This is a genomic window from Cysteiniphilum litorale (genome assembly GCF_003428165.1).
Lineage (GTDB): Bacteria > Pseudomonadota > Gammaproteobacteria > Francisellales > Francisellaceae > Caedibacter > Caedibacter litoralis.
Map to the genome: position 1 here is coordinate 1 of NZ_QLIQ01000061.1, position 8416 is coordinate 8416.

Below are 8416 nucleotides of genomic sequence, written 5' to 3' on the forward strand. Positions count from 1 at the left end.
TTAAAAGATACCCCTGCGGAACAATTAGTTGATGGCGATATTGCTAAAACAGCGATTACGATTCGAGCGATCATTACCAACCACGTTAAAGCATTACGTTTTTTGCCACAAGAGAGTTCACGTGCTAAGTTTTCATTTCGTGACTGGGTGATGAATGAGCATAAGGGTGCCAAAGGTGCCTGTGTTTTTGTGGTGATTCGTGATAAGGATGTACAGGCAATCCGCTCACTGATTTCGTTATGGATAGGCTTATTAACAACACATGTCAAATCACTGGAGCGATCACATCAACGTAGAATTTGGTTAATTCTTGATGAGTTGATGAAGCTCAACCGCTTAACGTCATTACCTGATACCTTGGCAACAGGACGCAACTATGGGTTGAGTTGTATTTTAGGGATACAAAACAAAGCACAGTTAAGGTCAACATATGGGCGTGATGAAGCACAAGCGATTTTTGATTTATTATCAACGCAAGTCTTTTTACGGTCAACCTCTGCCGATATTGCCGATGAAATATCAAAAGAGTTAGGTGAGTGTGAGGTCATTGAGCGTTTAGAGTCAAACTCATATGGTGCTGAATCTGTCCGTGATGGGATTTCGATTAACCCAAGCAGGCGGACTAAGCGTGTGGTCAGTTATACTGAAATTCAAAGCATGAATGATCTTGAAGTGTATATCAAATTACCTGCTAATGTCCCGCGTGTTAAGATGAAATTAGCCAAACCAAGTCAGCAAAATAGTCGTCATCAAGGATTTATTGAAAGACAAATCGTGGTTAACAGTCAGCTTGAAAATTCCCTTAAAAATAATATTGAAGATAATCATGGTGGGGCAAATTTTCAAGCGATTACCACTGTGGCGGTGATGACAAATACGCCCAATACCACGAATAACACTACGCCATCAACACATCAGACAAGTACAGCAATAGAATCCAAGGTTGATGATAGCCTAGAGGTCGATCACTACGATAATGTTGAATTGGGTCAATCGCCAACAGATCAAACGCATTCCACTAATAAAAGTAAGGCAGACAAGACGATGTTAAAGACGCTTGATGATGCGCAACCTAATCAGAAATCTCTAAGTGATTTAAGTAATTTAAGTAATGTAAGTAAAAGTAATTATAACATAGAGAAAGATGATGTTTTGTAGTGCTAAACGGTGTTATTGCTTTCGTTACTCTCTTTGATGGAAATCACTTTTATTTGAAAACTTTTATTTATCAATTTTTATTTATGAGGTATCCGATGCTTAAAGCCAAAAAAATGAGTACATCAAGCATGGCTCAATCCATGAATATTGCCAACTATTACAAAGATGAAGAAAAGCATCTTGATGTCAAAGATATTGAACTGATGACCAAAGAGGAAGCGGCAAAGCTTGGTATTGATAATGCAAGCATTAAAAATGACTATGGCGATTATGTGATGGCTGAAAACAATCAAGATCGCAGCTTATCGGAATGGGGTGGAGCATTAGCAGAAAAAGCAGGTCTTTTGGGCAAAGAGGTAAAAGCCGAACAATTAGCGCAAGTGTTAGAGGGGCACTTAATGGGTCAATCAGTACAACGAGGTGCAGCCAAGGGCGGGCAAGCTAATAGTGTCCGTTGTGCAGGTCATGATATTGTTTTCAGTGCCCCTAAATCGGTATCTGTGATGGCATTATTATTTGGTGATTATCGTTTAATGCAAGCACATCAAGCAGCGGTTAAAGATGCGATGACTGAATTTGCGCGATTAGTGCCCGTGATGCGAATCCGTGACAAAGTGACGGGTGAATCAATGCGCGTTAAGACTGATCAAATACTTTATGCCATGGAGACGCACAAAGTGTCACGCAACCTTGACCCACAAGTACACACACATGCTTTAGCGATCAATATGGCGATGGATGATGAGGGCAAATTAAGAGCAATTAATATTGATGATTTTTATGATCAGAAGTTAAATATTTATCTGGGTAAATTGTATCAAGCCAGTTTAAATAAGCGTGTTCGTCAATGTGGCTATAAGACCCATGCCACAGGGAATGGTCAATTTAACATTTCAGACATTCCTCAAGCGTTCTTAGATAGTTTTTCAACGCGCAGACAAGCGATTCTTGAAAAAGCTTTTTCCCTTGGTGTCACTGATGCCAATACGATTGATAAAATCGCGCAGTATACACGCAAAAGTAAAGCGTATGTTGAAAAGTCCTATCTGCATACCTTATGGCAAGATCGTAGAGCGGCATTTGATGGGGTGGGCTTGTATAAAGAGGTCTTGGCACGTTCCCAGGCGATGGCAGAGGCAAAAGAAGCTAAGGAGTCGCAAGAAAAACAAGCGACACAGTCCGATGTTCAAAACAAGAACAACAATCAAAGTCAACGATCACTAGATGCTACTCTTGATAAATCGCACCAAGCAAAAGATAGTATTGATCGAGCAGCAGGCGCATATCAAACACATCAAATAAATCAAACCGTTAAAAGTAATGTTGACTGCCTCAGCATGATCAAGCAAGGCGATGTTGCCAAGGCGGTAGTTGAGCTAACCGTGTCACATATGGCGCGTTTTCAAACACGGATGAGCTATCAAGACGTTTTGAATAAAGCCCTTGATGATTTTGCGATTGATCAAGCGATGACGGTTGCTGAATTAAAATCTGCGATTGATGAGAAAATCAAATCAGGTGAGATAATTCCTTTAGACAAAGCCCATGAAACCTTAACCACTGAGCAACAAAAACAACAAGAGTTATCTGTTCATCAATTACTTGGCAATCAGATCAAAGGTGCCAAGGTTAATCTAGGGTTAGGGGCAATAAGCACCTTGCCTATTATGAAAGACAATGTGCCAGCGATTATCGGGGTAATGGCAAGCGCCAAGCAAGCCAATATGATTAATATGCAAGGATCGGCTAAAGAGGCAATTAATGCTTTAATCCATTGCGCCCAAGAGGAAAACAAGCGTATCAAGATTTTAACACCGAACCATTATCACGTTGCCGATTTAGCGAGAAACACTCAACACCCCATCCGTAAAACAGAAAGTTTATTTGACTGGGTAAAGAATACTTTTTTGTTTAACAAAGATCATGAATATATTGAAACACTGGGCGGGTTTACTTATCGCCATACTAACGACACGAAGAACAATCAAAGAAATCAAAATAACCAAAGTAACCGCTTATCACCGCGTGACATTATCGTGGTTGATCAGGCGGAAAAGCTATCGGTTGAAGATATGCAAAAGCTCTTAGAAATCACCCAAAAAGGTAAGGCTAAGATTATCTTTTTAAATCGCAAGGGTGTACAAAAAGCCAGTGGTAATATTACTGAAACATTAGCCACGGGTGGGATTAAGCAATTTAACTGGCACTATCAGCAAAAAAGTGCCGTGTCTTTGAATATTCAGGCAATCAATGAAGTTAATGAGGTTAAGTCGCAGGGAAATCAAGATGGAAATGATAAAAACGGTAAAAATGGTGAAAGCAGTCAAAATCTAGATCGTGATCAGGCGCGTATCAATAAAGTCGTCAATACTTATAACGGATTAACTGCGCAGGAAAAAGCCAACACGTTAATTGTCGCAGCAACAAAAAGGGAAGCCACAGCATTAAATGCAATGGTGCGTGAGTCAATCAAAGCACAAAATCCATTACAAGCTGACGATGTTTTGATGCTCAACATGGAACGGCGCGTTTATCTAACCCCCGAACAGGCAAAAGTTGCTAAAAATTATGCTGATGTTGAGCGGATTGATTTTTTTGTTAAGGGGCGAGGGATGATGTCTTATCAGGTCACAGGCATTGACAGCAATAACAATCTGGTTAAAACGACCAAACAATATAACAATTCATTGGAGAAGCTGTTAAGTGGTGGTGCCAAGGAAACGGCTTTTAATCCGTTAACCAATCAAAATCATTTTACCTTAATTGCCACAGAGGAGATGGAATTAATCAAAGGCGATAAATTAATAATTAGCCAGTCAAAAGCACAGGGTTTGAAAAAAGGGAATAGTTATATCGTACATCGTTTTGATCATGAGCGCCAAGAAATTCACCTACTCGACAATCAAGGTGAAGTGATAAAGGTTAAGCAAAGCGAATTAGAAAAATCAACACTGCAATATGACTATGCCCGTACATTAGATTACGTATCACATCATGAAGATAAAGCGATTATTGCCAGTTTTAAGCAATACGCCCTCAATAAAGAGGTGGCAAGTGAGTTAATGGCAAAAGCCACAGGCAGTGTTGAGTTGATCACCGATGATGTTGAAAAAGCACAACATCGCATGAAGCAGTCTAGGGTTCAACCCTCAGTGATCACCTCGATTGTTCATGCACATTTGGGGTCAAGTGCAAAAACAGTAACGCAATATGTTAATGCGGGTACTAATAAGCAATTAATGATCGATTTAAATAATGCCTTAAACGCTTTAAATATCGAGATTAACAAAGATCACATAGCAAAATCAGTAGAACATGTGATTGCCGTTTTATCTGACAGGCAAGCGGCATTTGAGCATACCGATTTAGTGAAAGATGCCGTAGAACACTGTTTAGAAGAATACAAAGAAGCGATTGATTACACAGACGTGCATGAGGTGTTACATCAAAAATTTAATGATGGTGAAATTATTGCTTCAAAAGATACGCTCGTATGGACAACAAAGGAAGCGGTTGCCCTTGAAAAATCGATTATTGAGTCATGCGAAAAGGGCAAAAAGCAAGTGGCACCCTTAGCCAGTGTCGAGCAAACACAAGCTTATCTTGATCGTTTGAGTGATGAAAGTAATAAGTATTCGCTTAGCCAAGGACAAATTGCAGCAGTTAAACTGATCACCAATACACAAGATCGTTTCGTTGCGGTACAAGGGTATGCGGGTACTGGTAAATCTACGATGTTACAACAGGCACAAAGTATTATTAAGCATGTTGAGGCGATTGTGAATCATGGCAATGGCGTCAAGATTGATCATCTTAATGCTGAAGCCAAAGCTAATAAAGAAAATAAAGAAAATAATGAAAATAGTGAGGTAAATAAAAATAAAATAGCGTTTATTGGTCTGGCACCTACACATGATGCTGTTAAAGCATTAAGTGACAAAAATATCACCTCACAAACAGTACAATCGATGATATTTCAACGATCTAAAGATGTATTAAATGAGCTTAAAGCCTTTGATGAAAAACATAATAACACAACCGTTTTTGCAGGAAATGATCAAAGCAAGTCCAAAAGCGAGCTTGAAAATAAAGTGTTTTTGCTTGATGAATCATCGATGGTATCCAACAAAGACTTTGCCGATTTTATGCGGATTGTTGAAAAACATAATGCGCGTGCGGTTTTTATTGGGGATATTAAGCAGTTGGAATCATTAGGTGCAGGTGCGCCTTTTAAATTACTGGTATTAGCGGACAAGATTGCTGTGGCAGTGATGAATGAGGTGCAACGCCAACAAGACGGCAACTATTTAAAAGCGGTTTATGCCATTGCTAAGAAGAATCCTGACTTGGCATTGCAGTTTTTAGATAAGCAGCAATCTCATGGTGACGTGAGCTATCGCAAAGAAGTTGATGCTGAACACGCTGAATTGCGTTTAAATATCGTAGAATCGGTGCCTGATAAGATCGACATTTCTAAAATTGACCCATCTAATAAAGATCAAATTAAGCTTACAGAAGCCATCAATGCTTTAATTGATGGCAAGCATATTGACGATATTGCGGGCAGTCCTGCGTTTATCCAAAAGGTTAAAAACGCATACAAAGTGATGAAGATTGACAAAATGCGTATAGACACAGCCAACGAGCTAGGCAATCGCACAGCTGAATGTCGCGCGAACACTCTAACCGTTCTTGATGCGCACAAGGAGCGTGATTATATCACGGCAATGGTGAGAGAACATGACAAGAACAATGGTGTTATTGCTAAAGATGAAAAGCAGAACATGGTCATTGAACGACTTAAAAATCTCAATATCGACAGTGAAAAAATGAAAGCCATTGCCACCTATAAAATCGGGATGGTCTTGCAAAAAGGTCAAAATAATTATTATGAGATCAAGCGTGTAGATAACGACAATAACCTATTATCATTAAAAAACCTAGCTACTGGTAAACTTAGTTATTTTGCCCCCGCAAAAGCCAATCATCGCTTTAATGGCTTGTTTGACGTTAAAAAAGATGAAGTAGCTGTTAATGAGCTGCTCATTATGACTAAAACAGATAAAGACAGGGGAATCTATGCCAAAGACAAGATGCGTGTTGAGTCTATTGATCAAGATAAAGGACTGATCACCTTAATGAATGAAGAAAAGGACAATAAAAAGGTTATTTTGGATAAAAACAACCTTGCTACACTACATTGGGATTATGCGCTAACTATGACGACAATGGCGTCGCAAGGAAGTGATAAACATTTAGTCGTCACCGCGCAGAAGTCTAGCTCACCGTTGGCGAATATGCGCTCGTTATATGTGACCCTTACAAGGGGTGTGCGTCATATTAAAGTGTTTACTGATGATCGTGAGGCTTTGCTAGATCGTGTTAAAAATGAGTTTAGTAACAATAAAATTGCGATTCATGCCGTGACTGGAGAAGTCACACTGACTGAGCATTTTGATCGCTACAAAAAAGAAAAAGCCGAACAACAGGACAAAAAGCAGGGAAAACAACAGAATAGTTACGCTCAATATCAAGTAGATACGATACAAGAAAAGCGTCATGATCAACAACAGATCGATGACTCATTACAAGAGTATGGTCGCTATACAAGACAAATGCCTATCAATCACGAGCAGACGATGTGTGATTATGATCAGTATATGGCAGATTTAAAGGATGATTTTGATGTCTCTGCTTCTACGTATTATGCGGTTAAGCATCATGAGGATAAAGCTAAAAGTAGTAAAAATAGCAAAAATAGTAAAAGTAGAAAAAAAGATAAAAATGATAAAAATAATGAGAGTAATCAATCAAATAATTATGCCAATACAGTCTTTTCCGAAAAAGTCTATGACCCTAAATACTGTGATACACAAGGACGTTTTGATGTGCGTAAATATGGCGAAGAAGTCTCAATAGAATTAAAAAAACGGACAGAAGATGTGGCTAGATGGCTGCTTGGTGAAGAAAACAAAGGGCGTTCAAATAATACTGTACTTGCTTTTGGTCAAGATAGCGCATCATTAAAAGTGACGTTAACAGGTAAGTATCGTGGTTATTATAAGGATTGGTCAAACGATAATGATCGGGGTGATTTAATTTCACTCATCATGCGTGAAAAAGGATTAACCTACGCTGACGCTGTAGCTGAGGGTGCGAGAATGGTCGCTATGCCAGAAGCTTACGATATTAAGGAAACGAAAAATCATGAAGCATTAGCTAGAGATGTTTCTTATGATGAGCGCAAAAAACAATCGTTTGAACGTGCGGTTAAAATCTGGGAAAAATCTCACCCAGTTAAAGGCACTTTAGCGGAAAAATACTTAACACAGCATCGAGAGATTAAGGATTACCACAGTGCGGATATTCGCTACAACGCGAGTGTTTACTCAAGTGAAGTCAAAGGGAAATACCAACCCGCTTTAGTGGTTCAATTCAGAAATGAAAAAGGCGAGCTGACAGGGATTGAATCTGTTTACCTTGAGCGTGGTACTGGCAAGAAAATGTCTCATCTTAAAGTGGGTAAAAGAAGTTACGGCACGAAAAAAGGCAGTGCCGTTTTGATTAGCAAAGGAAGTAATCAATCAAATAATATTAGTTTTTTAGCTGAGGGTGTTGTAACAGGCTTATCTATTAAGCAAGCTTTTAAAGACGTTCATATTTTAGCAGCAGGTGGCAATGAAAACTTTGCGAATATCCATCCTGATATGCTCAAAAATAACATCCTTATCTGTGCTGATAATGATGGTAAAGCATTAATCAAAGACTCTGCTTTAGTGAAAGCCATACAGTTATTTGAAAAAGCGGGGAAACAGGTTAAGGTTGTATTTCCTAATATGATTAATAATAAAAAAACCGACTATAATGATACCCTTAAATATCAAGGTGTTCAGGCAATTTTTGATAAACTTAATCCTGTATATCAAGACTTATTAACGCATGATAAAAACTTAAAATCATTGATTGATAAGATGGTATCACAGGGTGATTTAAAACATGATGACATTGAGAATACGATTAAATATGTCAATAAATCACAAGATATAGATATATCATCAATTAAAAAGCATATTGATGTACTGCATAAAGATAACCTATCTATCAGTCAAAAGGATATTGATTCAGTTGCACAATCAATAAAATCACAAGAAAATCAACCGGATCAATATAAGACTCAAAACGTTGAAACTGTGCCTAATGTGACAAAAAAACAGATCATCAAGCATCAGTTGACTAAGTGATTTCTATCAAAAAATTA

General features: G+C 38.5%; 2 protein-coding genes. Both read left to right on the forward strand.

Annotation, left to right across the window (positions count from 1 at the left end; genetic code table 11):
• A partial coding sequence (locus DNJ75_RS13660; protein WP_157968356.1) for a type IV secretion system DNA-binding domain-containing protein occupies nucleotides 1-1158 on the forward strand: 1158 nt, incomplete at its 5' end.
• Between the two features lie 113 nt (nucleotides 1159-1271).
• The gene (gene mobF, locus DNJ75_RS13665) at nucleotides 1272-8399 is read left to right on the forward strand and encodes a MobF family relaxase (protein ID WP_206609115.1); all 7128 of its coding nucleotides are present in this window, start codon (nucleotides 1272-1274) and stop codon (nucleotides 8397-8399) included.
• Nucleotides 8400-8416 lie beyond the last annotated feature (17 nt).